General features: G+C 66.6%; 17 protein-coding genes. 12 read left to right on the top strand and 5 right to left on the bottom strand.

Translation table 11 applies throughout. From position 1 onward, the window contains the following. The first annotated feature begins 44 nt into the window (after window positions 1-44). Window positions 45-5,777, top strand: a complete 5,733-nt coding sequence (locus OTER_RS21385) for a LysM peptidoglycan-binding domain-containing protein (RefSeq protein ID WP_012377038.1) — start codon at window positions 45-47, stop codon at window positions 5,775-5,777. Between the two features lie 232 nt (window positions 5,778-6,009). Here OTER_RS21385 and OTER_RS21380 read toward each other — a convergent pair whose 3' ends face one another. Further along, window positions 6,010-6,267, bottom strand: a complete 258-nt coding sequence (locus tag OTER_RS21380; RefSeq protein ID WP_012377037.1) for a hypothetical protein — start codon at window positions 6,265-6,267, stop codon at window positions 6,010-6,012. Window positions 6,268-6,627: 360 nt separating this feature from the next. On the opposite strand from OTER_RS21380, the gene OTER_RS21375 reads away from it, so the two are divergent. Beyond that, window positions 6,628-7,143 (top strand): ATPase domain-containing protein, encoded by a 516-nt coding sequence (locus tag OTER_RS21375; RefSeq protein WP_012377036.1) that lies wholly within the window; start codon window positions 6,628-6,630, stop codon window positions 7,141-7,143. A gap of 65 nt (window positions 7,144-7,208) precedes the next feature. On the opposite strand, the gene sucD is transcribed toward OTER_RS21375, so the two are convergent. Both sucD and sucC read right to left on the bottom strand, forming a co-directional pair. Continuing rightward, window positions 7,209-8,132 carry a succinate--CoA ligase subunit alpha gene (gene sucD / locus OTER_RS21370; protein WP_012377035.1) on the bottom strand — a complete coding sequence of 308 codons (924 nt, stop codon included), beginning with the start codon at window positions 8,130-8,132 and terminating at the stop codon, window positions 7,209-7,211. 108 nt (window positions 8,133-8,240) lie between these two features. Beyond that, the gene (gene sucC, locus OTER_RS21365; protein ID WP_012377034.1) at window positions 8,241-9,422 is read right to left on the bottom strand and encodes an ADP-forming succinate--CoA ligase subunit beta; all 1,182 of its coding nucleotides are present in this window, start codon (window positions 9,420-9,422) and stop codon (window positions 8,241-8,243) included. On the opposite strand from sucC, the gene OTER_RS21360 reads away from it, so the two are divergent. After that, complete coding sequence (locus tag OTER_RS21360; protein ID WP_237702402.1) at window positions 9,415-10,092, top strand: phage regulatory CII family protein; 678 nt, start codon at window positions 9,415-9,417, stop codon at window positions 10,090-10,092. The genes sucC and OTER_RS21360 overlap by 8 nt on opposite strands. A 21-nt stretch (window positions 10,093-10,113) precedes the next feature. Here OTER_RS21360 and OTER_RS21355 read toward each other — a convergent pair whose 3' ends face one another. Further along, window positions 10,114-10,917, bottom strand: coding sequence for a TorF family putative porin (locus OTER_RS21355; RefSeq protein ID WP_158305503.1), 804 nt, complete (start codon window positions 10,915-10,917; stop codon window positions 10,114-10,116). A gap of 162 nt (window positions 10,918-11,079) precedes the next feature. Here OTER_RS21355 and OTER_RS21350 point away from each other — a divergent pair, with 162 nt between their 5' ends. The 9 genes from OTER_RS21350 (at window position 11,080) to ureC (ending at window position 20,971) form a co-directional block, all read left to right on the top strand. Then, entirely contained in the window at window positions 11,080-12,051 is a 972-nt protein-coding gene (locus OTER_RS21350) for an outer membrane beta-barrel protein (protein WP_012377031.1), read from the top strand. A gap of 136 nt (window positions 12,052-12,187) precedes the next feature. Further along, on the top strand, window positions 12,188-13,468 hold the full coding sequence (gene urtA, locus OTER_RS21345; RefSeq protein ID WP_012377030.1) for an urea ABC transporter substrate-binding protein: 1,281 nt from the start codon (window positions 12,188-12,190) through the stop codon (window positions 13,466-13,468). Between the two features lie 208 nt (window positions 13,469-13,676). Next, window positions 13,677-15,386 (top strand): urea ABC transporter permease subunit UrtB, encoded by a 1,710-nt coding sequence (gene urtB, locus OTER_RS21340; protein ID WP_044892800.1) that lies wholly within the window; start codon window positions 13,677-13,679, stop codon window positions 15,384-15,386. 1 nt (window position 15,387) lies between these two features. Continuing rightward, on the top strand, window positions 15,388-16,644 hold the full coding sequence (urtC, locus tag OTER_RS21335; protein WP_012377028.1) for an urea ABC transporter permease subunit UrtC: 1,257 nt from the start codon (window positions 15,388-15,390) through the stop codon (window positions 16,642-16,644). Beyond that, window positions 16,641-17,414 (top strand): urea ABC transporter ATP-binding protein UrtD, encoded by a 774-nt coding sequence (gene urtD / locus OTER_RS21330; protein WP_012377027.1) that lies wholly within the window; start codon window positions 16,641-16,643, stop codon window positions 17,412-17,414. Before urtC ends, urtD begins: the two co-directional genes overlap by 4 nt. 93 nt (window positions 17,415-17,507) lie before the next feature. Continuing rightward, a complete protein-coding gene (locus OTER_RS21325) occupies window positions 17,508-18,281 on the top strand; it encodes an ATP-binding cassette domain-containing protein (RefSeq protein WP_012377026.1) in 774 nt (257 codons plus the stop codon). A 145-nt stretch (window positions 18,282-18,426) separates the two neighbouring features. Beyond that, a complete protein-coding gene (locus OTER_RS21320) occupies window positions 18,427-18,729 on the top strand; it encodes an urease subunit gamma (RefSeq protein WP_012377025.1) in 303 nt (100 codons plus the stop codon). 129 nt (window positions 18,730-18,858) lie between these two features. Then, on the top strand, window positions 18,859-19,167 hold the full coding sequence (locus OTER_RS21315) for an urease subunit beta (RefSeq protein WP_012377024.1): 309 nt from the start codon (window positions 18,859-18,861) through the stop codon (window positions 19,165-19,167). Between the two features lie 37 nt (window positions 19,168-19,204). After that, window positions 19,205-20,971: an urease subunit alpha gene (gene ureC / locus OTER_RS21310; protein ID WP_012377023.1), complete on the top strand. Its 1,767-nt coding sequence runs from the start codon at window positions 19,205-19,207 to the stop codon at window positions 20,969-20,971. Between the two features lie 66 nt (window positions 20,972-21,037). On the opposite strand, the gene OTER_RS21305 is transcribed toward ureC, so the two are convergent. Next, a complete protein-coding gene (locus OTER_RS21305; RefSeq protein ID WP_012377022.1) occupies window positions 21,038-22,456 on the bottom strand; it encodes an MFS transporter in 1,419 nt (472 codons plus the stop codon). Window positions 22,457-22,464 lie beyond the last annotated feature (8 nt).

The raw sequence follows: 22,464 nt of genomic DNA, 5'->3' as shown, positions 1-22,464 counted from the left end.
CGCCGCCTTGCTGGTGGGTGGGGTTTTCTCCTTAACACTTTACCGTGCGCCGCTCTGACCCGACCGTCCGCTATTTCCTGACGCGCCACCAGCGCGCGCTGCTCGCCGCCGCACTGCTCGCCTTGGGATCGGTCCCCGCGTGGCCGCAGCCGGAGGTGAGCCTCGAGCAATTGCGGACGCGGGCGGACAACGGCGACGCCGATGCGCTCAACGCGGTCGGCAACGCTTACGCGAATGGCCAGGGCGTGACGCAGGATTTCGCCGCCGCTCTGCGCTGCTACACCCAGGCGGCCGCGCGCGGCCATGCGCCCGCGTATTTCAATCTCGGCATGATGGCCGAGCTCGGGCGCGGCAGCGCGCCGGACGTGGCGGCAGCGTTCAAGCATTACCTGAAATCCGCCGAGCTTGGCTTCGCGCCGGCGCAGTTCAACGCCGGCAACATGTACGCGAACGGCATCGGCGTGGCGCAGGACTATTTCGAGGCGGCGCTCTGGTTCCGGCAGGCGGCGGAGCGCGGCGTGGCCGAGGCGCAGTACAACCTGGCGCTGGCCTATGAACTCGGCCGCGGCGTGACCAAGGACGAGGGGCAGGCGCAGCGCTGGTACCGCGACGCGGCGAACCGCGGGTATGCGCGCGCCCGGTACAACCTTGCGTTGATGCTGGAGGAGGGCCGCGGCTCGGCGGCGGATCCCGTCGCGGCCGCGGAACTCTATCGCGCGGCCGCGGCGCAGGGCTTCGCGCCGGCGCAGAACAACTACGGCATCCTGCTCGCCGAAGGCCGCGGCGGCGTTTCCGCCAATCTGGTGGAGGCCTACGCCTGGCTGGTGCTCGCCGTGGAAAACGGCGCACGCGCGGCTGGCCGCGACATCGTCGCTCAAAAACTGAATTCTTCCCAGCTCGCCGCGGCAACGGATCGTGTCGCCACGCTTCGCGCCGAGCTTGCGGGGCAGGCGTCGCCGGTGCCCGTGGCGAGTGCGCCCACCGCAACGCCCGCGAGCGCGGCGGCACCGGCCGATCCGGCGCTGGCCGAACGGCTGCAGCGCGCCGAGGCGGACCTTACCGCGGTGCGCAGCGAATACGCCCGGTTGGTCGACGGCGCCCGTGCGCTCGCAACCGAGAAGGCGGCGCTGGAGCAACGGCTTTCGCAGACCGCCAGCGCCGCGCAAGGTGCGGCCGCGCTGAATACGCGGACCGAGGAACTCGCCCGCGAAAACGCGACGTTGGCCGCGCAGATCGACGCGGCGCAAAAACGGACGGCCGAGCTGCAGGCGGCGCTGAACGACGCCCGCGCGGCGGCCAACCGGCCGGCGGCGCCTGCTTCCCGCTCGGCGGCCGATGCGGAACAACTGGCGGCGCTGCGCGCGGAAAACGAGCGGCTCGCCCAGGAGAACACGGCGCTTTCCACCCAGGTCAAGGCCGCGGACAAGGCGGCGCGTCAGTCGGACGCCACGGCCCGGCTCGCGGCCACCGTGGCGGCTTCGCCCACCGACGGACCCGATGCGATGCGCGTGCGCACGCTGCTCGAGGACAACCGTCGGTTGAACGACGAGGTGAAGCGTTCGACGGCGGAGCTCAGCAGCCTTTTCCGGCAGCTGCGGCTCGCGCAGAAGCGGTTGACCGAGCTGGGGGAGAAGATTCCCACGTCGGTCACCACGGCGGAGTCCGATCCGGCACTGGCGCAGCTCGCGCAGGAATTGCAGGAACAGCGCGGGCTCAATGCCCGGTTGACGGCCGAGAACCAGCGGCTGACCGAGGCGGCGCAGGCACCGGGCGCCGACACCACGCAGCTGACCGCACAATTGGCGGCGGCGACGCGCGAGCTCGAGACGTTGCGGGCGGATCGTGACCGGCTCGAACGGGCGATCGGCGCCCAATCGGCGGCAGCCGACGAACTGGAGAGCCGCACGGCCGAGGCGACGCGACTGCGTGCAGCTTTGGCCGCGGCCGAGCAAAAGGTGCAGGCCGTGACGGCGGCGAAGGAGGAGCTGGAGCGCGCGCAACGCGAGCGCGCGGAAGTGCAGCAGCAACTCGTGGCGGCGCGACGCGAGGCCGAGGAACTGCGCGTGCAGGTGGAGAGTGCGCAGGCGTCGGCGCGGGTGCAGCACGCGAAATTGACCGCGGAGTTGGAGCAGGCTCACGCGGCGGCCGCCCAGGCCGCGGCGAAGCCTGATCTGGGCGCGCAATTGCAGGCCGCGCAGGCGCAGCTCGCGACCCTGACGCAGAAGAACGAAGAGCTGACGGCGGATGTGAAGAAGCTCTCCGGCGAGCTGGCGGACGCGTGGAAATCAGCTGAGGCCGCGACCACGGCCGCGGCGCAAGTCGACACCTTACAGCGCGAGCTCGCGGCGGCAAAGGCCGCACGGGATGACATCGAGACGCGCAGTCGCGGCGCGGGTGCAGCGAGTCAGGCGATGGCGCAGCAGCTCAGCGAGGCGCGGGACGCCGTCACCCGCGCGGAAGCGCGCACGGCGGAATTGCAGAAGGAGCTCGAGGCGGCGCAGCGGGCCGGCGCCGCCGGCGCGGAACAGACCGCGGCGCTCGAGACCGTCCGACGCGAACGCGACCTGGCGCGGTTGGCCGCCGAGCAGGCGACCAAGGATCTCGAAAGTTTGCGTGAGAAACTGACCGCCGAGGCCAAGCAAGGCGGCGACGTCGAGCGGCTCACTGGCGAACTGGCCTCGGTGCAGATGCAGCTGACGCTCGCGCGGCAGGATTATCGCGAAAAAGCCACGGATCTCGCGGCGGCGAATGCGCAGATCGAGACCCTGCAGCGGGACCTCGCGGCGGCGGAGCGCGCCGCGGGTCAGGCCGAACGTGAGGGCCGGGATCCGAAGACCAGCCGGCAAGCATTGACGGCGCAGCTGAACGAAGCGCACGAGGCGACGAGCCGGGCCGAGGCGCGCGTGGCCGAATTGCAGACGGCGCTGGACGAAGCGCGCCGCGCCGGAGCGGGCAACACCGAGCAGACGGCGGCGCTCGAGACGGCCCGTCGTGAACGCGACGCGGCGAAGTATGCCGCGGAGCAGCTGACGCAGGAGCTCGAAACCACGAAGCGCAACCTAGCCGCCCAGGCACGCGCGGCGGCCGACGTGGAGCGGCTCAACCAGGAATTGGCCACGGCGCAGACGGCGCTGGCGACGACCCAGAAAGCGGCGGCGGAGGCCGCGAGCGAAGCCCGGCTGAAATTCGAGCAGCAGCAGGCGGCGTTGCAGGCGGCGGCGGAAGCGGCCCAGCAGCTGGAACCCTTGCGGCGCGAACTCGCGGCGGCCAAGGCGAGCGCGGACGAGGCGGAGACCCGCTCGCGCGGCTCCAGCACCGCGGGGCAGGTCATGGCCGGTCAGCTGGCGGAAGCCCGCGCGGCGGCGTCGCGCGCGGAGGCGAAGATCACCGAGCTGCAGACTGCGCTCGACGAAGCGAAGCGCATCGGCAACGTCGCCGCGGCGCGGACGGCCGAAGTCGAGACGGCGCGCCGCGAGCGCGACGCCGCGAAATACGCGGCGGATCAGCTGCAGGAGCAGCTGCAGCTCGCGCAACGCGATCTCGCGGCCGCCAAGCAGCAGGCGGCGGAGGTCGAGGCGGTGAACACGCAGCTCGCGGCCGCGCAGAAAGCGGTGGCCGACTTCGCCAACGAGCGCACGGCGATGGAGCGACAAATTACCGGACTCCGCGCGCAGCTGGCCGACGCGAAAAAGGCGGACGAGGCGGGCGAAGCGGAACGGGCCACGATGCAGGCATTGCGCGACGAACTGGCCACGGTGGAGAAGGCCCTCGCCGACCAGAAGGAATTCAACACCCGACTCGAGCAGGTGAACGCCCGGTTGAGCGCGGATAACCAGCAGCTGGCGGCACAGGTGAGCAAGCTGGAGAGCGGAGGCACGGAGTCGGCCAAGGCGGCGCAGCGGCAGCTCGCGCAGGCCAACGACGAGGCGGAGAACCTCCGGCGCACGAATGCCGGACTGACCGCCGAAGTGGCACGGCTCGAGGCCGAGAACAACCGGCTGGCGGCCCTGCCGGGGCCGAACGCGCGGGAAGAGGAGCTGAAGCGGGCCAAGGCGGAGCTCGAAGCGGCGCAGCGCGCGCAATCCGAGGATCACGAAGCGCTGGCTAAGCTGACCGAGCAACTCGACGGCGCGGGTCGGCAGGTGGCGGAGCTGCGCGACCGCAACGAGGAACTGGTGAAGGATCTCGAAGTCGCGAAGCAGAGTGCGGCCGCCGCCTTGGCGGCGCAGGCGGTCGCGGCCAAGGCGGCGCCCGATGTGGAGGCGACCCGGTTGGAGATGCAGACGCTGCGAAACCAGGTCCGCACCTTGGAGCGGCAGGCGGAGGACGAGCGCACGGCGTCGGCGCAGGAAGTGACCTCCATCGCCGAGCAGCTGCAGCGCGCACGGGAAACCAATCGTGCGCTGGCCGACGCCAATCGCGCGCTGCTCGGTTCGCGGCAAGCTGACGAGGCGGGTACCAAGGCGCAGATCAGTCAGCTCACCGAGCAGGTGCGGACGTTGACGGGCACAAACCAGCGATTGGAGGAAACGCAGGCGCAGCTTACGCGCGCGAATGCGCAGCTGACCGAGGAAAAGAACCAGGCGGAGGAGGCGCTGGCCGCCGCCCGGCGCGCCCCCGCGCCGCCGGCCGAGTGGGCGAAGGAACGCGCCACGCTGACGGCGCAGCTCGAGGACATGTTCAACAAGCTCGCCGACGCCGATCGGCGCGCGACGCAGTTGCGGCAGAACGGCGAGGCCACGCGCGCCGCCGCGGAAGCGGCAGCGGCCGACGCGCAGAAGGCGCAGACCGAGCTCGCCGCGTTGCAGACGCGGCTGGCCGAGGCGGAAAAAGGCGCCGACCAGCATGGCGCGACGGTGGCGGAGCTCACGGGCCTGAACGAGCGGTTGACGACCGAGCGGAATGATTTGCAGACGCGGCTCGCCCAGGCGGCGCAGGCCACCGAGCGGGCGCGCGCCGATGCCGCGGATCTCCGCGCGCGGCTGGCGGCGAACGACCGCGTGGCGGAGGAAAGCACGCGCAGCCTCGAGGAACTCAACCGCAACAATGACGCGCTGCAGGCGCAGGTGCAGGACTTGACGCGGCAAATGGCGGCGCTCCGCGCGGACAACGACCGGCTCAACCGCGCGAGCGGCGAAGCCAGCAGCAGCCGGGCTGAACTGGCGGCGGCGATCGAACGGGTCACGGCGGAAAAGGAAACGCTGCAAAAGCAGCTGGACGTGCTCACGGTGCAAGCCAGCTCGTGGCGCACGGCCAGCGAGCAACTCGCGCAGGCGCAGCAGGCGCGGGAACTCGCGGAGCAGCGCGCGGCGAATCTGGCCGCCGCGGCCAATCAGCTGACGAGCGCGCAGCGCGACATTGCGAGCTTGCGGGCGGAGAACGCCCGGCTGAGCGAGAACATTCAGGCGATCGAGCGCGAACGGGGCGGGCGCATTGCCCAGTTGCAGCAGGAAAACGCCGCGATCACGGCGCGGCTGCGACAGGCGCAGAGCACGCTTGATCAGATCGCGGCGGCGGCACGGGTCATCAACGCGGCGGGTGCCGTGGCCGCCGCGGGCGCCACGCCCGCGGGCCGCGCGCCGAGTGCAGCGACGACGGACCCGGTGGTGGCGCCCGCGCCGCGCGTGCACACGGTGGTCGAAGGCGATTCACTCTCGCGCATCAGCGTGCGCTACTACGGGACGGCGAGCCGCTGGCAGGATATCTACGACGCGAATCGCGAACTCCTGCGCGGCGAGAATTCGCTGCGACCGGGCCAGCGGCTGCGGATTCCCTGATCACTTCCGCGAAAATCCGGGCCGGCGGAGCGGATGACACGTAGGAGCGGTCCGCATGGAGACAAGCACCACACCACGGTAGGGACGCCTCACGAAGGCGTCCGCGGACCGGAAAAGCTCCAGTCCCTACCGCAAGAAACGCATCCGGGTGGGGCTGCCCGGGATGCGGGACCGGCGACGAGGCCGGCACTCCGGAGGGTGAATCCGGAGCTGGATTGGATCCGCCGTGGGTTTAGGCGGCGACTTCCTTGCGCGTGGTGGCCACTGCTTTGGCCGCGGCGTTGCTCGCCAGCGTCGCAAAGAAGTGATCGCGCCGTTCACGGGCCACCCGGACGTCCTTGGTGCCAAGCGAGCGGCGAATGCGCTCCTTGGTGAAGGGAGTGGGGTGGATCGTGTAGTGGAGGAACCAGGTGCCGTGGTTGTCCCACAGGTGATGGTTCGGGTTCTCGGCGTCCACGCGGAGGCCGGGCAGGTTGGCTAGCGTACTCATGGGTGGGTGGATCTGTGTGTGACTCTGTGCCTCGCACCAGGAGGAGAATAAAAAAACCGACCTTGGCATCAGGTCGGTCTCATCCTCGGAGCGTTACTGGTTCGCCGCTCTCGCGAGAGGCGCACATCCGGGGTCTCCCCCGATCCACCGTGGCCGCTCCTGGCCCGGTTGGCGGAGCCTGCAGTTGAAGGCTGGCTCGTTCCTGATGCAGGCGTGACCATGCGACGGGCCAACCAGCTGTCCAGCATTTTTTTCGCGCCGCCAAAATCGGCTCGAATCGGAACGTGAGGCGGGACTTCGGTCTGGAACAGTCCGCATTTTCCTCCCCCCAAATGCGCCTGCTTCCCCTGGTCGTTCGTCATGGCGGATCAGACTCCGACCGAGCCTCCCCAGTTCGTAAAAGCGCCCACGGGCATCGCCGGGTTTGATGATATCACCCGAGGCGGTGGGCCTCGCGGCGGCCCGAAGTTGGTGTGCTGTGCCGCCGGATGCGGCAAATCACTGATGGCGATCGAGTTTTTGGTGCGTGGCACGACGCCATTAGGCGAGCCTGGCGTGCTCGTGACGTTCGCCGAATCCGCCGGTGACATTACCAAAAATGTCTCCTCACTCCGCTTCGACCTGAGCAAACTGATTTGGCGGAAGAGACGGCTCATCGATCACGTGCGGACCGAGCGCAGTAAGATCGAGGAAAACGGCGAATATGAGGTCGAGGGGCTCTTCATTCGGATCGGCTACGCGATCGATCATATCCTCGACCACCGGGTGAGTGGACAAATTTTCCCGGGAGCGCGTGCGCTACGGGCTCCACAGCATCGCCCCCTCGGGCTACGGCATGGTCAGCTCGATCGGCGACGCGCCGCCGCGGCTCCATAAGCAACACCCCGCGCCGAAGAGCGCGGGGTGGCGGGGGAGAGAAGCGCGGCGAGCTGCGGGCGAAGCTACGACAGCTTCACGCCGCGAGCCTGGGCGGCGCGGATCAGCGCGTCGGCCATGTCGCTCGGCGTGACGGCGACCTCGATGCCGCATTCCTTGAAGATCGCGATCTTCGCGGCAGCGGTGTCCTCCTTGCCGCCGATCACCGCGCCGGCGTGGCCCATGCGGCGGCCGGCGGGAGCCGTGGCGCCCGCGATGAAGCCGGCGACCGGTTTCTTGCAGTTCGCCTTGATCCAGCGCGCGGCCTCGGCCTCGGCGTTGCCGCCGATTTCGCCGATCATGATGATGCCGTACGTCTCGGGGTCGTCGTTGAACATCTTGATCACGTCGAGATGCGACGAGCCGTTGACTGGGTCGCCGCCGATACCGACGGACGTGGTCTGGCCGATGCCACGAGTGGTGAGCTGATAAACAGCCTCGTAGGTAAGCGTGCCCGAGCGGGACACCACGCCCACGTGACCCTTTTTGTGAATGTAACCGGGCGCGATCCCGATGCGGCATCCGCCGGAGGAATCCTTGCCCGTGCCGGGCGTGACGATGCCGGGGCAGTTCGGGCCGACCACGCGGGTCTTGCGGCCCTGCATGACGCGCTTTACGCGCACCATGTCGCGGACGGGAATGCCCTCGGTGATGGCGACGGCGAGCGCGAGCTCCGCATCGACGCACTCGAGGACGGCGTCGGCCGCAAACGGCGGCGGCACGAAGATGGCGGATACGGTGGCGCCGGTGGCGGCGGCCGCGTCCTTGACGGAGTTGAAGATCGGCACCTTCGCGCCGTTGTGTTCGAAGAACTGGCCGCCCTTGCCGGGCGTGACGCCGGCGACGACCTGGGTGCCGTAGTCGAGCGACAGTTTTGTGTGGCGCGCACCGAATTCGCCGGTGATGCCTTGAATGAGGATCTTCGTTTCAGGAGTGACGAGAATGGACATGGAAGAAGGAGTTGAGAGATGAGGGTTGAGAGTTGAGAGCGGTTCGGAGAGCGGAGCGTCGGGTTTGGGGCCCTCAACACTCATCCCTCAACTCTCAACTCAGGTCCCCTAGGCGACCAGCTTCACGATTTTCTGTGCGGCGTCGGCCATCGAGTCGCCGGAGACGAGCTTCAGGCCGGACGTGGCCAGGGTGGCCTTGCCCGCCGCCACGTTGTTCCCCTCGAGCCGCACGACCAGCGGCAGTTCGAGGCCGACTTCCTTCACGGCATCGACGATGCCCTGCGCGATCACGTTGCAGTCCATGATTCCGCCGAAGATGTTTACGAGGATGCCCCGGACGTTTTTGTCGCCGAGAATGATCTTGAACGCAGCGACGACCTGTTCGCGCGAGGCGCCGCCGCCGACGTCGAGGAAGTTCGCGGGCGTGCCGCCGAAATGCTTGATGATGTCCATCGTGCTCATGGCCAGGCCCGCGCCGTTGACCAGGCAGGCGATGTTGCCGTCGAGCGCGATGTAGTTGAGCTCGTGTTTCGAGGCCTCGATTTCCTTCGGGTCCTCCTCGTTGAGATCACGGAGTTCCACGAGTTCGGGATGCCGGAAGAGCGCGTTGTCGTCGAAGGCGACCTTCGCATCGAGCGCCTCGACCTGGCCGTCGGGCGTGGTGATGAGCGGGTTGACCTCGACCATCGACGCATCGTTTTCCCAGAAGCACCGATACAGGGCGCGAATCAGCTTGCTCGCGTTCTTCCCTTCCGCGGCCGTGAACCCGAGCTTGAAGACCAGCTCGCGCACCTGGAAGTCGGCCAGGCCGTAGGCCGGATCGACGTGGACCTTGAAAATCCGATCGGGCGTGTCATGCGCCACCTTCTCGATTTCCATGCCGCCTTCCGTCGAGGCGACGATCACCGGGCGCGAGGTCGCGCGGTCGAGCAGGATCGCGAGGTAGTATTCCTTTTTGATCTGGCTGCCGACATTGAAGTAGATCGTCTGGACCTTGCGTCCGGCGGGGCCGGTTTGCGCGGTGACGAGCGTGTTGCCCAGCATTTTGCCGGCGGCCTCGCGGGCTTCGGCCTTGGACTTGCAGACCTTGACGCCGCCCTTGAAGCCGTCGGTAAACGTGCCCTTGCCACGCCCGCCGGCGTGGATCTGCGATTTGACCACGATCATGCCCTCGGGGAGTTGGGCGAGCGCAGTGACAAATTCTTCCGGCGTCTTGGCTGGCGCTCCCTTCGGGACCAGAACCCCGAATTTTTCGAAAAGCGCTTTCGCCTGATACTCGTGAATGTTCATTGGATGGTCTCCAGTCAGCCGCAGGAGGCCAGGGTTAGCACGCGAAAAAATGTGCGAAGTTATTCTGATCGTCCGCCAACGAGGGATCAGACTGCCGCATGAGCCGGTCGTCGGCATTTCACCGGTCCGCCGCCGCGGCCCCGGCGCGTGCGCCCGTGGCAGCGCAGGATTGCCTTTTCGAGGTGCGCCCGCACGCTCGCCGCCGATGGATGCCCACGAGCTGATGCGCGAGGTACTCAAGCGCACAAGTGCCAAACAAATCGCGGCCGACATGGGTCTGTCGCTGTCGCTGATCTACAAATGGGCCGAGCCGCCCGAAGGGGAAAGCGGCGCCAGCAGCCCCCTCGATCGCGTGGGCCAGTTGGTCCGCATCACGAAGGACGCGCACATCGCGCAGTGGGTCTGTGAGCAGGCGGGCGGCTTCTATATCCGCAATCCGCACAATTTCCCGCCGGGCGGCGCGCTCATCCCGGTGACCAACGACATCGTGCAGGAGTTCGCCGACATGCTCGCCACGATCGCAATGTCCGCGGCCGACGACGCGATCACCAAGGACGAAGCGAAGAAGATCCGCGCGCGGTGGGAAGAGCTGAAAAGCGTGACGGAAGGCTTCGTGCGTGCCGCTGAGAGCGGTACGTTCCGCGCCACGGCCGAGCCGGAGAAGAAATGACCGCGGCTCGCGCCGCGGCGCTCAGAGGTCGATCGCGTAGCTGAGCGTCACCGCGGCGCGGCCGACGGCGGACTCGTTCTCTTCGCGGGGCGACGTGCCCTGCTTGAAGAAATTGTTACGGCCTTCGGAATAGAGGACGGTGAGCTTTACGCTGCTGTTCGCCGTCACCTGATAGGGCACCGCGGCGCCTACCGTCCAGTAGTCGCCCCAGTTTTTCACGGCGGGATCGACGTCGGCGGCGATGTCCTTCCACCGGAACGTGCCGATGCTCGCCGAGAGTTCGAGCTCCGTGCCCAGCGCCGGAAGCGGCACCGCCACGGCGGCGGCGCACTCGAAGGTGGCGCCCTTGAGCATGAAATCGTAGTAGGCCTTGGGCGTGAGCTTCACGCCGGCTATGATGAGATTGGCCCCGACGCTCGGCTCTAACGTCGCGCGATAATAGCCGCGGCTGCGTTCGGCATCCGGATACGTGTAGAGCTGGAAGCCGGGAACGAGCTCCGCTTCGACCCGGGACCAGCGCAGCAGGGGGATCGTGTAGGAGCCGTAGAAATCGATTTCGGGATCGCCATCGCCGGACGCGTGATCCTCGAGCGCCACGCTGCTCCACAGGCCCAGCGCGAGCGGGCCATAAGCGAAATCGACGGCCGGCTGCAAGGAGGCGCCCGCGAGCCGGACTCCACGAAACAAATACTGGGAGGTCACGGCGGGCGTGACGGTCCACGTCATTTCCGGTAGGGGCGCGACCGCGGGCGCGGTTTCGGCGGCCGCGAGCGGCGACAGCGTGCTACCAGCGAGGAGCAGGAGAGAGGAAAGAAGGCGTTTCACAGCAGTGAGGTGTGGCAGAGGAGGAAACCGCCAGACGGCGGTCGGATATGACACGACGCAGACAGGCCGCCGCGAGGCTGGCAAGCGATCTGCTAAGGTCTCCGCAAACTCGCGACCGACCCAATCAGCGGGCGCGATGGCCTACAACACATCCTACCTACTATGATCAAGCCTATCTCCAAGCTGACGAGCGCGGTGCTCACCCTGGCGGCGGTTGTCGCAGCCCAGGCCGACGTGAAGGTGAATGAGCACTTCAGTGTGAATGGCTACGCCATCGGCGCCGCCACCAACACAGACGTCGACGGCGGGGACAACATCGACACGTATTTCGAGAGCAAGGGCTCTCCCGCGGTGGTCAACGCCGATGCCATCAAGCTGGGCCTGCTCGGCAGCGCGGGACAGTTCAGCGCCTATGGGAGCGTGCTCTACCTGCCGGGCGCGGCCAATGAGGCCGGCCTGCTCGACGCGTATGCGACCTACGACACCGGCGCGGGCTTGAAGATCACCGGCGGAAAATTCCTGAGTTACCTGGGCTACGAGGCGTTCGATCCGGTCAACATGGCGCAGCTCACCTACGGTTCGACGATCTTCGCCATTCCGGCCTACCACACCGGCGCGAAGCTCGATTACACCGGCGCCGGTTTCTCGGCCGGGCTGGCCGTGGTGGATTCGGTGTTCTCGGGCCCGCGGGGTTTCTTCGAGGGAGATCGCGAATACAGCGACGATATCGGTTGGGAGGCGATGGTCACCTACACCGGCATCGACAAGCTCACGGTGTTTGCCGGCGTGGCGCTGGAGGACACCGACGGCGCCGCCGACGACCTGTTCATCTTCGACCTGTGGGCGAGCTATGCGCTGACCGACAAGGTGACGATTGCCGCCGAATACGACACGCAGAACGACGTCATGGACGGCTGGCTCGCCTTCCTGAGCTACAAGTTCAACGACCAGTTCTCGACCGCATTCCGAGTCAGCGGCGTCGAGTGGGACGGCGGGGGCAGTGATACGAAGTACACGATCGCGCCGACCTACACGATCAATGCGAATCTCGCGCTGCGCGCGGAGGTCTCCGTGGGCGAGGGCGACACGGGCGACTACACGTTCTACGGCGTGCAGGCCGTATTCAAATTCTAGGTGGTGGCGGCCCTCGGCCGCACCTTGGCCGCGCCCGCCCGGCGGCGGCGCGGCGCTCCCCTCACGTTTTCCGCTCCACAACCAGGGTGGCCCGCCACGCGTGTGTCTGGCCACCGCCATTCCTCCCCCAACAGTCATGACCAAAAAACTCGTTTCCCTACTCGGCGCCGGGGTGTTTGCCCTGAGCGCTTTGGCCGGCTCCCTCGCCGCGGCTGAGACCGTCAAGGTCGGCGTGCTGCATTCGCTCAGCGGCACCATGGCGATCAGCGAAACCTCGCTGCGCGATGTGCTGCTGTTCGCCTTCGACGAGATCAACGCGCAAGGCGGCGTGCTGGGCCGGCAGATCGAGCCGGTCGTCGTCGACGGCGCATCCAACTGGCCGCTGTTCGCCGAAAAGGCGAAGCAGCTGCTGGAGCAGGACCAGGTCGCCGTCGTGTTCGGCTGCTGGACGTCCGTAAGCCGCAAGTCCGTGCTGCCGGTGTTCGAGAAAAACAACGGGCTGCTGTTCTACCCCGTCCAATACGAGGGCGAGGAGGAAAGCCAGAACGTCGCCTACACCGCCGAAGCGGTGAACCAGCAGGCGACGCCGGCGGTCGACTACTATCTCGCCGAGGGCAAGACGAAGTTCTACCTGCTCGGTTCGGATTACGTTTATCCGCAGACCACCAATCTCGTGCTGCTCGAATATCTGCTGAGCAAGGGCGTGCCGCTCGAGAACATCGGCGGTGGCTTCAAGCGCGACGAGTCGGGCCGAATCATCTCCGCCGGCAAATACACGCCGTTCGGCCACACCGACTACCAGCAGATCGTCGCCGAGATCAAACAGTTCGCCGCCTCCGGCGACGCCTGCGTCATCAGCACGCTGAACGGCGACACGAACGTTCCGTTCTTCAAGGAGTACGCCGCGGCGGGGCTGACGTCCGACACCTGCCCGGTGGTGTCGTTCTCGATTTCGGAGGATGAATTTCGCGGCCTGCCGGCGAAGCAGCTCGTCGGTCAGCTGGGCTGCTGGACGTATTTCCAGTCGCTCGATACGCCGGCCAACAAGCAGTTCGTCGGCGCATTCCAAAAGTGGCTGGGCACGACGAAGGTGCCGGGCATCGTGAAGGAGGGCCGCGTGACCTGCTCGCCGATGGTGCTGAGCTACGCCGGCGTGCATCTCTGGAAGGCCTGCGTCGAAAAGGCGGGAACCTTCGACGTCGACGCGGTGCGCGCCGCGTGGAAGAGCGGCGTGTCGTTCGACGGGCCGGGCGGCCGCGTGACGACGCAGCCCAACATGCACCTCACGAAAAACGTCTACATCGGCGAGACGCGCGCCGACGGCCAGTTCAAGATCGTGAAGTCGTTCGACAACGTCGTCGGCGAGCCGTGGCTCAAGGGCAAGTTCAAGGCCGCGGCCGTCGCGACGGCCCAGTAGGCTCCCTGTCCGTTCGACGGAGCCGATCGTCCCCGCCACGTCCCGAGAAAACGACCGGAGTCGACGATGTTCGACTGGCGTGGCGGCGGGACGATCCGCCGCCTCGTTCGTTCGCCGCGTAGGTGAACTGGCTCGCTCCCTGCTACCGGCGGCGGTGGCCCGCGGCGGTTCCGGTTCCGTTCCCATCACCTTCCCATTTCCCTTCCCCGTGGTTTCTGTGATTCGAATCCTGTTCTGTCTCGGATTGTGGCCTGCGGTCGTGATGGCCGCGCAGGAATCGGCGCGGCAGACGATCGCGCGGGCGATCCTCGCCGAGGCGCCGGCGCAGCGGATGGAACTGATCCGCGCGCTGGCCGGCGAGGCTGATGCGGCGATCGGGCCGCTGCTCGCGGCGTGGCGCGAGGACGCGCTCTTCGTCGCCACGACGGCCGCGGGGGAACGCGTGCCGGTCACGCTCGAGGGGGAACCGGAGGCCAACGGCCGCCGGCGCGCCCGGCGCGTCGACACGGGCGAACTGCTGCTGGACGCCAGTGACGGGCCGGCGCGGCTGGCGCCGGGCTCGCTCGTACCGGTGGAGCACACGGCGGCACTGCGGCGCGTGATGAAAACCGTGCTCGATGTCGCTGATCTCGCGCATCCGGAGGCGGCGCGGCGCATTCGCGCTATCCGGACGTTCGGCTACGGTCAGCAGCTCGACAAGCTATTCGCCTTGGAGGCCCGGCAGCGGATCGAGCAGACCGCGGGCGTGCAGCTGGCGCTGCGCGAGGCCATCGCGCTGATCCAGCTCAAGCATGCGCCGCGCGACGGCCGGCTCGCGGCCCTGCGGGAACTCCAGGCGCTGCACACGATCGGCAGCGCGGATGCGATCAAGCTCGCGGCGAAGTCCCCCGAGATCGCGGGCGATCCGGCGCTCGCCGCCGCCGCACGCTCGGCGTTGCGCGCGATCGACGAACACGTCACCGCGGTGAATTTTTTCGGAACGCTGTTTCGCGGGCTGAGCCTCGGCAGCATTCTGCTCGTGGTTGCGCTGGGGTTGGCGATCACGTTCGGCCTGATGGGCGTGATCAACATGGCGCATGGCGAGATGATCGCGGTGGGCGCCTACACGACGTACGTCGTGCAAAATCTATTTGGCGCCGGGCTGGCCCTGTCGCCGTTCGGCTGGTCGATCAGCCTGCCCGGACTCAACGCGCAGGGCTGGAGATACGAAGGTTATTTCCTGCTCGCGCTGCCGCTGAGCTTTCTCGCCGCGGCGGCGATGGGCCTGTTGCTCGAGCGCGGCGTGATCCGGTTTCTTTATCGCCGCCCGCTCGAGAGCCTGCTCGCCACGTGGGGCGTGTCGCTCGTACTGCAGCAGCTGTTCCGGCGGGTCTTCGGCTCCAACAACGTGCAGGTGAGCAGTCCCGCGTTCCTGAGCGGCAACTGGACGTTCAACGACATCATCTTCGGCTGGAATCGCGTCTTCGTGATCGGGTTCGCCGGCGTGATCGTGCTGGGCGTGTGGCTGGTGCTCACGCGCACGTCGCTCGGGCTGCTGATTCGCGCGGTGATGCAGAACCGCGCGATGGCGGCCTGCCTCGGCGTGCGGACCGAGCGGGTGAACATGGCGACCTTTGCGCTCGGCAGCGGACTCGCGGGGCTGGCGGGAGCGTTCCTCAGCCAGATCGGCAACGTCGGGCCGTCGCTCGGCCAGAGTTACATCGTCGACAGCTTCATGACCGTGGTCGTCGGCGGAGTCGGCAACCTCGCGGGCACCGTCCTCGCCGCGCTGGGCATCGGGATGTCCGACCAGACGCTCCAGCAGCTGCTGCTAAATCCGGTGCTGGGAAAAATTACCGTGCTGATCGCGATCATCCTGTTTTTGCAGTGGCGGCCGGCGGGAATCTTCGTCACGCGCAGCCGCAGCCTGGAGGGTTGAAATGAACGTCGAACAGCGAACGCCGAAGGTCGAACATCGAACCTCGCAATCCGCAAGCGGAGTCTTGGGCGACGAACCGCCAGATGTTGCTGCGCGGGGCGCTCGGACTTCGACGGTCGATGTTCAGCCCTCGCCGCCCGATCGCGTCCGCCGGGCTGAACTGGGCGCGATCGCCCTTGTCGCGCTGTTGCTGATCGTCGTTTTTCCGCTGCTCAACGCGCAGGGGCTCATCAGCGATTTCACGCTGAACCTCTGGGCGAAGTATCTGTGCTACGCGCTGCTCGCGATTTCGGTGGATCTGCTCTGGGGCTACACCGGCCTGCTCAGCCTCGGTCAGGCGCTCTTCTTTAGCCTCGGTGGCTACATGATGGGCATGTATCTGATGCGGATGATCGGGGACCTCGGGCAGTATCGAAAGCCGATCCCGGATTTTTTGGTTTTTCTCGGCTGGACCGAGCTGCCCTCGTTCTGGAAGCCGTTCGACCAATTCCCGTTTGCCGCGGCGATGGTGTTGCTGCTGCCGGGCGTGGTCGCGCTGGGATTCGGCTTTCTGGCGTTTCGCGCGCGGATCAAGGGCGTGTATTTCTCGATTCTCACGCAGGCGCTGACCTATGGCGCGTCGCTGGTGCTTTTTCGCAACGACCTGCTGATGGGCGGCAACAATGGATTCACCGACTACAAGTTCATCCTCGGGCACGACCTGCGCAGCGCCGCCACGCAGCGGGCGCTTTACGTCGCGACGGCCGTCGCGCTGGTGCTCGTGTTCCTCGGCTGCCGCTGGCTGAGCCGGACGAAATTCGGGCTGGTGCAGCGCGCCATTCGCGACGGCGAGAACCGCGTGCTGTTCAGCGGTTATGCGGCCGGACATTTCAAGCTCTTCGTCTTCGTGGTGGCCGCGCTGATCGCCGCCGTCGGCGGCGCGCTCTACGTGCCGCAGGTGGGGATCATCAATCCATCGGAAATGACGCCCGACAAGTCGCTCGAGGCCGTGGTGTGGGTCGCGGTGGGCGGCCGTGGCACGCTGGTCGGTCCCGTGGTGGGCGCGATCACCATCAACGCGCTCAAGAGCTGGGCCACGCGCGCGTATCCGGATCTCTGGCTGCTGCTGCTCGGCGCGATGTTCATCCTCGTCGTGCTGTTTCTCCCCGGCGGGATCGTGAGCGTGCCGGGGCGAATCCGGACATGGTGGCGGCAGCGGCGCCGCGGCCCGGCCGCAGCGCTCCCGCGCGTCGAAACTCCGGCCGTGTCGTCGTCATGAAGCTTGCCGCCGAAAAAACGAATCTCCTGCTGCTCGTCGAGGACGTGAGCAAGACGTTCGATGGGTTCAAGGCCATCTCGAACCTGACCTTCTACCTCGACCGGGGCGAACTACGGACGGTCATCGGCCCCAACGGCGCGGGCAAGTCGACGTTCTTCGATCTGATCACCGGCCGGGCGAAGCCGGATACTGGTCGGATTGAGTTTGGCTGGAACACCGATCTCACCGGGATGAACGAGTATCAGATCAACCGGCTCGGGATCGGGCGGAAGTTTCAAACGCCCTCGGTGTACGCCGAGCACACCGTGTTCGAGAACCTGCTGCTGTCGCTGCAGGGTCCGCGCGGCGTGTTCGCGACGCTGTGGCATCGCCCCACGTCGACCGAGCGCGACCGGATCGACGCGCTGCTGCGTACGGTCCGGCTCGAGGCGAAGCGCGCGGTACCGGCGGGCCGGCTGGCGCACGGCGAGAAGCAGTGGCTCGAGCTCGGCATGCTGCTGGCGCAGGATCCGCAATTGCTGCTGGTGGACGAACCGGCCGCGGGGATGACCGATGATGAAACGGCGCGCACCGGCGACCTGCTGATCAGCCTCGCGGAGAAGCACAGCATCATCGTCGTCGAGCACGACATGACCTTCGTGCGGCAGATTGCCCGCGACGGCAAGGTCACCGTGCTGCATCAGGGCACCGTGCTGTGCGAAGGCCGGTTCGACGAGGTGCAGGCCGACGAACGCGTGCGCGAGGTTTACCTCGGGCGGGGAAAACACTGAAATGGACGGCAACGTTGTGTTGAAACGCGAAGGGCGCGGAGAACGCGGAGGCGTGGATGTTTCCACGTCCGGCGCGATCCAGGCGGTTCAAAAATGAGTTCGCTGCTTCAACTCTCTTCGGTCGAAGCCGACATCGCCGGCTCGCGGATCCTGCGGGGGGTGGAGCTTAACGTGAACACGGGCGAGGTCGTCGCATTGATGGGTCGCAACGGCGTGGGCAAGACCACGACGCTGCGGGGGATCGCCGGCCTGCTGCCGGTGCGCAGCGGGACGATCGTGTTCGACGGCCGCGCCCTGCACAAAACGCCGCCGGACGTCCGGGCGCGGATGGGCGTGGCCTACGTGCCCCAGGGGCGCGATATTTTCCCGCACCTCACGGTCGCCGAAAATTTGGAGATCGGTCTGGTCGTGCATCCGCGCAGCCGCGCGGCCGCTGCGGCGGCGCGCGAGCGCGTGTTCAACCTGTTTCCGGTATTGAAGGAAATGCTGGGCCGAAAGGGCGGGGTGCTGTCCGGCGGTCAGCAGCAGCAGCTCGCGATCGGGCGGGCGCTATTGACGAATCCGCGGCTGTTGATGCTCGACGAGCCGACTGAAGGAATCCAACCGTCCGTGATCGATCACATCGGGGACACGCTGAAGAAACTCAAGACGGAGGGGCTGCACGAAAATCCGGTCGCGGAGATCCAGCATGCGATCAAGGAACTCAAGCGGGAGGGCTCGCTCGCGATCCTGCTCGTCGAGCAATACGTCGATTTCTGCCGGGACGTCGCGGACCGTTTCTACGCGATGGATCGCGGCGCGGTGGTGGCGCGCGGTCCGATTGCCGCGCTGAGCGACGCTGTGGTGAAGCAGCATCTGCAGGTATGAAAGGGGAGTTGAGAGTTGAGGGTTCAGAGTTGAGAGCCCGAGCCTTCGGATCGACGCGGATGGCTCCCGCGCATTCGACCGAAACGCATCGACTGGGGTTTTCCGGCTCTCATCCCTCAACTCTCAGCTCTCAACCCTCACCCTCATGCACCTGACTCCGCGCGAACGCGAAAAACTTTTGATCGTGACGGCGGCGGACCTCGCGCGGCGCCGGCAGGCGCGCGGACTGAAGCTGAACTATCCCGAGGCGGTCGCGATCATCACCTACGAGATCATCGAAGGCGCGCGCGACGGGCGGTCCGTGGCGGAACTGATGAGCTACGGCACGACGATCCTGCAACGCGAACAGGTGATGGCCGGCGTGGCCGAAATGATCCCCGAGGTGCAGGTCGAGGCCACGTTTCCCGACGGCACCAAGCTCGTGACGGTGCACCATCCGATCCGATGAATTTCGATTTTGGACTTTCGATTTCCGATTGCCGATCCGGTTGGAACCTTGGCGGGCAAAAACCGCCGCACCTGCTCCCGTGCCGCTGATCGGCCAATCGAAAATCGAAAATCCAAAATCGAAAGTCCCATGATTCCTGGAGAAATCATTCCCGCCGCCGGCTTGCCGCTCGACGCGAACACCGGCCTGGAGACCAAGGTGCTGACCGTGGCAAACACGGGCGACCGCCCGATCCAGGTCGGGTCGCACTATCACTTCTTCGAGACCAACGAGGCGCTGGAGTTCGATCGCGACGCGACGCGCGGATTCCGGCTCAACATTCCGGCCGGCACGGCCGTGCGGTTCGAAGCCGGCGACACGAAGCGCGTGGAACTCGTCGCGCTCGCCGGCGCCCGCGAGGTTTACGGACTCAACGCCCGGGTGAACGGAAAGCTCTGATCCATACCTTGTTCAGACTTCGCGGCTGATCTTTCCCATGCCCCTGAAACTCACCCGCCGCCAATACGCGGAGATGTTCGGTCCGACCGTCGGTGATCGCGTCCGACTGGCGGACACGGATCTGTTGGTCGAGGTGGAGCGCGATCTCATCGCCGAGGGCGGGGGTTACGGGAACGAGATCAAATTCGGCGGCGGGAAGGTGATTCGCGATGGCATGGGCCAGTCGCCCACGGCGCGCGATGCCGATTCACTCGACCTCATCATCACCAACGCGCTCATCCTCGATTCACGGCTGGGCGTGATCAAGGCGGACCTCGGCATCAAGCACGGACTGATCGTCGGGATCGGCCACGGCGGAAACCCCGGCATTCAGAGCGGGCTCGGTTCGACGTTCGTGGATCCGCGCACCGGAAAAAAGAACCCGATGATCGTGGGCGCGGCGACCGAGGTGATCGCCGGCGAGGGCTGCATCGTGACCGCCGGGGGGATCGACACCCACATTCATTTCATTTGTCCGCAGCAGATCGAGGAGGCGATTTCGTCGGGCATCACCACGATGCTCGGGGGCGGCACCGGGCCGGCGACGGGCACGTTTGCGACCACGTGCACGCCGGGCGCCTGGAATCTGCGCCGGATGATCGAGGCGGCGGAGGCGTATCCGATGAACCTCGGCTTTCTCGCCAAGGGCAACTGCGGCACGCCGGCGCCGCTGCGCGAACAGGTGCTGGCCGGCGCCATCGGGCTGAAGCTGCACGAGGATTGGGGGACGACCCCCGCGGCGATCGATGTTTGCCTCGGCGTGGCGGACGAGTTCGACGTGCAGGTGGCGATTCACACCGACACGCTGAACGAAGCGGGTTTCGTCGAGGCGACGATCCGCGCGTTCAAGGGCCGGACGATTCACACGTTCCACTCCGAAGGCGCCGGCGGCGGGCACGCGCCGGACATCATCCGCGTTTGCGGCGAACCGAACGTACTGCCCTCGTCGACGAATCCGACCCGTCCATTCACCGTCAACACCATCGACGAGCACCTCGACATGCTGATGGTGTGTCACCACCTCGACACAAAAATCCCGGAGGACGTGGCATTCGCCGAGTCGCGGATCCGACCGGAAACCATCGCGGCGGAGGACTGCCTGCACGATCTCGGCGCGATTTCGATCATGTCGTCGGATTCGCAGGCGATGGGCCGGGTGGGCGAGGTGATCATCCGGACGTGGCAGACCGCGCACAAGATGAAGCAGCAATTCGGTGCGCTGGCCGGCGGCGCACATCCGGCGGCCGACAATTTCCGCGCGCTGCGTTATCTCGCGAAATACACGATCAATCCCGCGATCGCGCAGGGCATCGCGCACGTAGTCGGCTCGCTCGAGGTCGGCAAGCTCGCCGATCTGGTGCTCTTCAAGCCGGCGCTGTTCGGCGTGAAACCCGAGCTCGTGTTGAAGGGCGGATTCATCGCCTGGGCGAACATGGGCGACCCGAACGCGTCGATTCCCACGCCGCAGCCGACCTTTTACCGGCCGCAGTTCGGCGCCGCCGGCCGTGCGCTCACGAGCACGAGCCTGACCTTCGTGAGCCAGGCGGCGCTGGATCACGGCACCTTTCGCGATGCGGGACTGGCGCGCAGGCTCGAGCCGGTGAAACACTGCCGGCGGATCGGCAAGCGTGACATGGTGCTCAACGACGCGCTGCCGCACATCGAGGTGGACCCGGAAACGTACACCGTGAAAGCCGACGGACGCGTGCTCACCTGTGAGCCGGCGCGCGAACTGCCGATGGCGCAGCGGTATTTCCTTTTCTGACGCGCCAGCGCCACGCGATTCGATCGCCGCCCAGATCGGGTGGCTCCGCGGCTCATGCCGGTCCGCCTACGCGCCGGCGGGGTCGGTCGCCTTCCGCTGCTCGAGGATCGCCTTGATCTCGTAGGCGCGCGCTTCCGTGAGAGGATACTTGAGCAGCAGCCAGACGCTGAGGAGGCAAAGCGCCGGCGGCAGGCCGATTTCCCAGGCGCGCAGCGAAAACAGCGTGGCCTCGGTCTGCGTCGGCGCGCCTTCGACGAAGCCCGTCAGGCGCTGCAGATAACCGCTGAGTACGGTGGCGATCGAGACCGCCACCTTCCACCACCAGTTGTAGACCGCGAAGTAGATGCCTTCGCGGCGCAGGCCGGAGGCAAGTTCGTCCTCGTCGCAGATGTCGGCGATCATCGCGTTCACGAGCGAGAACGCGATGACCATACCGAGCGAGAGGCACATCGTCGGGATCATCGTGAGATACGGATAGTCGCGGTTGTAGCAGACGATTTTGACGAGGTTGCCGCCGATGATCAGGGCCAGCGCGAAAAGGACCGCGTGGCGCTTGCCGAAACGTTTCGCGATCCACGTCATCGGAAAAACGCCCGCGATGCCGATCGCCGCCCACAAGGTGCCGTTGTGCGCCATGAGCCGCGACGCCGCGTCGGTGTTGCCGCCGTAGAGGTAGAAAATCGTGATGTAGTTGTTGAAGCCCATCACCAGCTGGAAGGCCACGATGAGCAGCACGAACGCGGTCACGAGCCGGACGAACGTTCCGTTGCGGTAGGTTGTCTTGAAGCTCTCGATGATGGGCACGCGTTGTTGCGTGCTCGCCTGTTGAAACTTCCGCTCCTTGCAGACGAAGGCGCACACCATCGCGGCGATGGTGAGGATCACGCTCATGCCCATGCAGACCCATTTGATGCCGTTCACCGTGTCGCCGCCGAAGACGGGGCGATTGGCGAGGAAATAGATCCACGGGAGTGCGATGGCGCCGACGTTGCCGATGAAACTGGCGTAGGCGAAGATGCTCGTCTTCTCGTGGTAGTCGTCGGTCATCTCCATCCCGAGCGCGCCGTGCGGAATCGCATAGATCGGGACGACCGTGTAGAAGAACAAGGACGCGACGACGAAATAGGTGAACATCGCGGGCTTGCTCCAATCGCGCGGCACCGTCCACAGCAGCCAGAACGCGACGCCGATCAACACGCCGCCGACGACGAGGAACGGGATGCGCCGGCCAAAGCGCGAGCGGGAGTTGTCGGAGAGGTTGCCCAGAAACGGATCCACCAAGGCGTCCCACAAGCGCGGGAACGCCTGCGCATAGCCGATCCAGATGGCGCTGATGCCCAAGCCCACCACATAAACCAGGCTGGTGAGTTGAACGACGGAGTTGACCGCGACGATCGTGACGATCGCGCCCAGCCCGTAGGCGATCTTCTGCTGGACGGGGACCCGATCGGCGGGCGCGGTCGTATGGCGGGGTGGCGCGATCATGAGCGTGG

Source organism: Opitutus terrae PB90-1 (assembly GCF_000019965.1).
Taxonomy (GTDB): domain Bacteria; phylum Verrucomicrobiota; class Verrucomicrobiia; order Opitutales; family Opitutaceae; genus Opitutus; species Opitutus terrae.
This window is presented reverse-complemented; position numbering and strand designations above follow the sequence as displayed.

Excerpts from the sequence above, each read along its gene's own strand:
- OTER_RS21320 (WP_012377025.1), top strand. The coding sequence starts at position 18,427 with ATGCACCTGACTCCGCGCGAACGCGAAAAACTTTTGATCGTGACGGCG.
- OTER_RS21350 (WP_012377031.1), top strand. The coding sequence starts at position 11,080 with ATGATCAAGCCTATCTCCAAGCTGACGAGCGCGGTGCTCACCCTGGCG.
- OTER_RS21315 (WP_012377024.1), top strand. The coding sequence starts at position 18,859 with ATGATTCCTGGAGAAATCATTCCCGCCGCCGGCTTGCCGCTCGACGCG.
- urtD (WP_012377027.1), top strand. The coding sequence starts at position 16,641 with ATGAAGCTTGCCGCCGAAAAAACGAATCTCCTGCTGCTCGTCGAGGAC.
- OTER_RS21380 (WP_012377037.1), bottom strand. The coding sequence starts at position 6,267 with ATGAGTACGCTAGCCAACCTGCCCGGCCTCCGCGTGGACGCCGAGAAC.
- OTER_RS21325 (WP_012377026.1), top strand. The coding sequence starts at position 17,508 with ATGAGTTCGCTGCTTCAACTCTCTTCGGTCGAAGCCGACATCGCCGGC.
- OTER_RS21360 (WP_237702402.1), top strand. The coding sequence starts at position 9,415 with ATGTTCATTGGATGGTCTCCAGTCAGCCGCAGGAGGCCAGGGTTAGCA.
- urtC (WP_012377028.1), top strand. The coding sequence starts at position 15,388 with ATGAACGTCGAACAGCGAACGCCGAAGGTCGAACATCGAACCTCGCAA.
- urtA (WP_012377030.1), top strand. The coding sequence starts at position 12,188 with ATGACCAAAAAACTCGTTTCCCTACTCGGCGCCGGGGTGTTTGCCCTG.
- sucC (WP_012377034.1), bottom strand. The coding sequence starts at position 9,422 with ATGAACATTCACGAGTATCAGGCGAAAGCGCTTTTCGAAAAATTCGGG.
- ureC (WP_012377023.1), top strand. The coding sequence starts at position 19,205 with ATGCCCCTGAAACTCACCCGCCGCCAATACGCGGAGATGTTCGGTCCG.
- OTER_RS21375 (WP_012377036.1), top strand. The coding sequence starts at position 6,628 with ATGGCGGATCAGACTCCGACCGAGCCTCCCCAGTTCGTAAAAGCGCCC.
- OTER_RS21305 (WP_012377022.1), bottom strand. The coding sequence starts at position 22,456 with ATGATCGCGCCACCCCGCCATACGACCGCGCCCGCCGATCGGGTCCCC.
- sucD (WP_012377035.1), bottom strand. The coding sequence starts at position 8,132 with ATGTCCATTCTCGTCACTCCTGAAACGAAGATCCTCATTCAAGGCATC.